The following is a 2,465-nucleotide window of genomic DNA, read 5'->3' as shown; positions in this document are numbered from 1 at the left end:
TGGGCCTGCCGGACACCTGCGCGGGCGGCTACGGCCAAACCCAAGCCGAGCGCATCGCCGCCGCGCTTGCCAAGATACGCGCGCGCGGCGGGCAAAGCCGGGCCTATTACATCGGCGTGGCCAAGGCCCTGGGCTTTGAGATCACCATCGAAGAGTACGACGTGTACACCTGCGAAAGCCATTGCGACCAACCAATTTGCGACGAGTCCTGGCGCTTCGTCTGGACCGTGCGCGGCCCGCAGGTGACCGTGCGGGAATTCACCTGTCAAAGCGCGTGCGACGACCCCTTGTCCAGTTGGGGCAATGAACTTTTGGAATGCACCATCAACCGGCTCAAGCCCGCGCACACCCTTGTGCTGTTCGCCTACGGCGAAGATTAGGAGAGGAGGAACCCCATGCAGCGAGTTCAAACCAAGACGGCGGCCCAGGATTTGCCCGCCTACAGCGCGGACGGCACGCCCGGCTACTTCCGCAACGGCGACGCCGTGGCGGCCATTCCGCCCACCGTGCCCGGCGCGCAGTGGTTCAACATGGTGCAGGAGGAGCTGCGCAACCTGGTCGTGGCGGCAGGCCTCACCCCTAGCGCCACGGACGACACCCAGCTTGCGCAGGCCGTGGCGGCGCTCATCGCCGATCAGGCCGTGACGGTGCAGGCGGCCACCGAGACGGTGGCGGGCATCCTTAAGCTGGCCACGCAGGCACAGGTGGATGCTGGCGACGGCGGTGGGGCTGTCACCCCGGAGACGCTGGCCACGCGACTTGCGGCGCTGCTGGTAGCGGCAACGCAGACCCAAGCAGGGCTTGTGCGTCTGTCCACACCCGCCGAGATACTCGCCGGTTCGCCTAATGTGGTCGTGACGGCAGGAGACATTCTTGCGCGCATCCTTGGGGCCGGTGGTAGCGGCGCAGCGGATTATATAGCTATCCCCTACCGCGACAAATCCACTGGTGAGCTCAAACGTATTATCATCCAGTGGGGGCGTGTTTCTGGGGCGGATATTGGGGGAACTCAAGAGATACCAATCATATTCCCTATGGCGTTCCCGTCCGCTATTTACGGGCTTTTCCCTGCGGTGTGTCTTACTGGTGGATTCACGGTTATGGCAGCCATAAAAGGAGAGCCAACCCTTACAGGGGCATCCATTGTACTTTCCGAAAGCGCCGCTGTTGTACAGAGTGGCTTATTTTTTTATTACTTCGCCATCGGTCATTAGGAGGCGCATATGTTGTACTACAGCGCAATTACAGGCGGATTTTACAGCCGCGATGTGCATGGTGACGCGATCCCTCACGACGCCGTGGGGATCACGACTGATGAGCATACCTCCCTGTTGGCCGGGCAGGCGGCAGGGCAGCGCATTGTGCCCGGCGCGGATGGCCGCCCCATGTTGGCCGACAAGTCCGCCCCCACGGAGGCCGCGCTTGCGGCCCAGGTGCGCGCCCAGCGTGACCGTGCTCTCGACGATTGCGAGTGGATGGTGACGCGGCACCGCGACCAGACGGACGCTGGCGGCGCGACAACGCTCACAGCGGCCGAGTATCAGGAGCTGCTGGCCTACCGCCAGGCCCTGCGGGACATTACCGCCCAGGCAGGCTGGCCGGGCAGCATCACGTGGCCGAGCAAGCCGGAGTGGATGCCGGAGGCGTAGATCTTTGAGTAGCGGAGGGGCAACTTGCGAAATTTCGCAAACTGCCCCTCCGGTTTTGAGAGAGTGGAGAGGCGGGGGAGGAGATAACTCCCCCACTGGCCCGGTGTACCACCACTGGACCACGGCCGAAGCCGCTCTCCGGCCCGTGCGCACGGGGTACCGGAGTGGTAGCAGGCGGAGGCCCAACCGTCAAAGGAATCATGGGAAAGGAGATCCGTTGCGGCAACTGTAACCGGCTTCTGGCCAGGGGCGAGGCCCTGGCGCTGACCATCAAATGCCCGCGTTGCGGGTGCATGAATCACGTGAGGGCCACGAGCCCCGACATAGCAGGCCTGCGAGCCCCCTGGAGCGTTCGCGTGGGCACCAGCCCGAGGCCTTACCATCCGCCGAAAATCAGTGAATACCAAGCCCCGCAAAGTGAACATGCGGGGTACATCGAAGGCCCCACCGGGTGCCAGGGGTTCGGGAGCCGCGATGCGTTCGTGGCCCTCATCCCCTGCCGCCTGGCGCGGGAAACCATCATCAAACACCACTATTCGCACCGCGTGGTGAACAACTCCTACCTGCACCTTGGCGTGTACCTGGAAGGCCACACGCTCGGCGTGCTGCAATTCGGGTATGCCCTGTGCCCGGCGCGGGCGGGCAAGGTGGTGGAGGGCACCGTGCAGGGGCAGTACCTGGAGCTGAACCGCATGTGGCTGGATGACGCCGCCCCGCGCAATAGCGAGAGCCGGGCCATCAGCCAGGCCACCAAGTACATCAAGCGGGCCATGCCCTCGGGGGCCTGGGTGCAAAGCTACGCGGACGAGCGGTGCG

At 64.3% G+C, this 2,465-nt stretch carries 4 protein-coding genes; all 4 read left to right on the top strand.

Annotated elements, in window-relative coordinates:
- On the top strand, positions 1-380 hold a 380-nt coding region (locus JMF94_RS15015; protein ID WP_240826102.1), incomplete at its 5' end, for a putative phage tail protein.
- A 15-nt stretch (positions 381-395) separates the two neighbouring features.
- A complete protein-coding gene (locus JMF94_RS15010; protein WP_240826101.1) occupies positions 396-1,214 on the top strand; it encodes a hypothetical protein in 819 nt (272 codons plus the stop codon).
- A 9-nt stretch (positions 1,215-1,223) separates the two neighbouring features.
- A complete protein-coding gene (locus tag JMF94_RS15005) occupies positions 1,224-1,649 on the top strand; it encodes a phage tail assembly chaperone (RefSeq protein ID WP_240826100.1) in 426 nt (141 codons plus the stop codon).
- Between the two features lie 200 nt (positions 1,650-1,849).
- Positions 1,850-2,465, top strand: a 616-nt coding sequence (locus JMF94_RS15000) for a Com family DNA-binding transcriptional regulator (RefSeq protein WP_240826099.1), incomplete at its 3' end; no start/stop codon positions are given.

This window comes from Desulfovibrio sp. UIB00 (assembly GCF_022508225.1).
Taxonomy (GTDB): Bacteria; Desulfobacterota; Desulfovibrionia; order Desulfovibrionales; family Desulfovibrionaceae; genus Desulfovibrio.
Note: the sequence above shows the minus strand (reverse complement) of the source record. Positions and strands in the feature narration are given on the sequence as shown.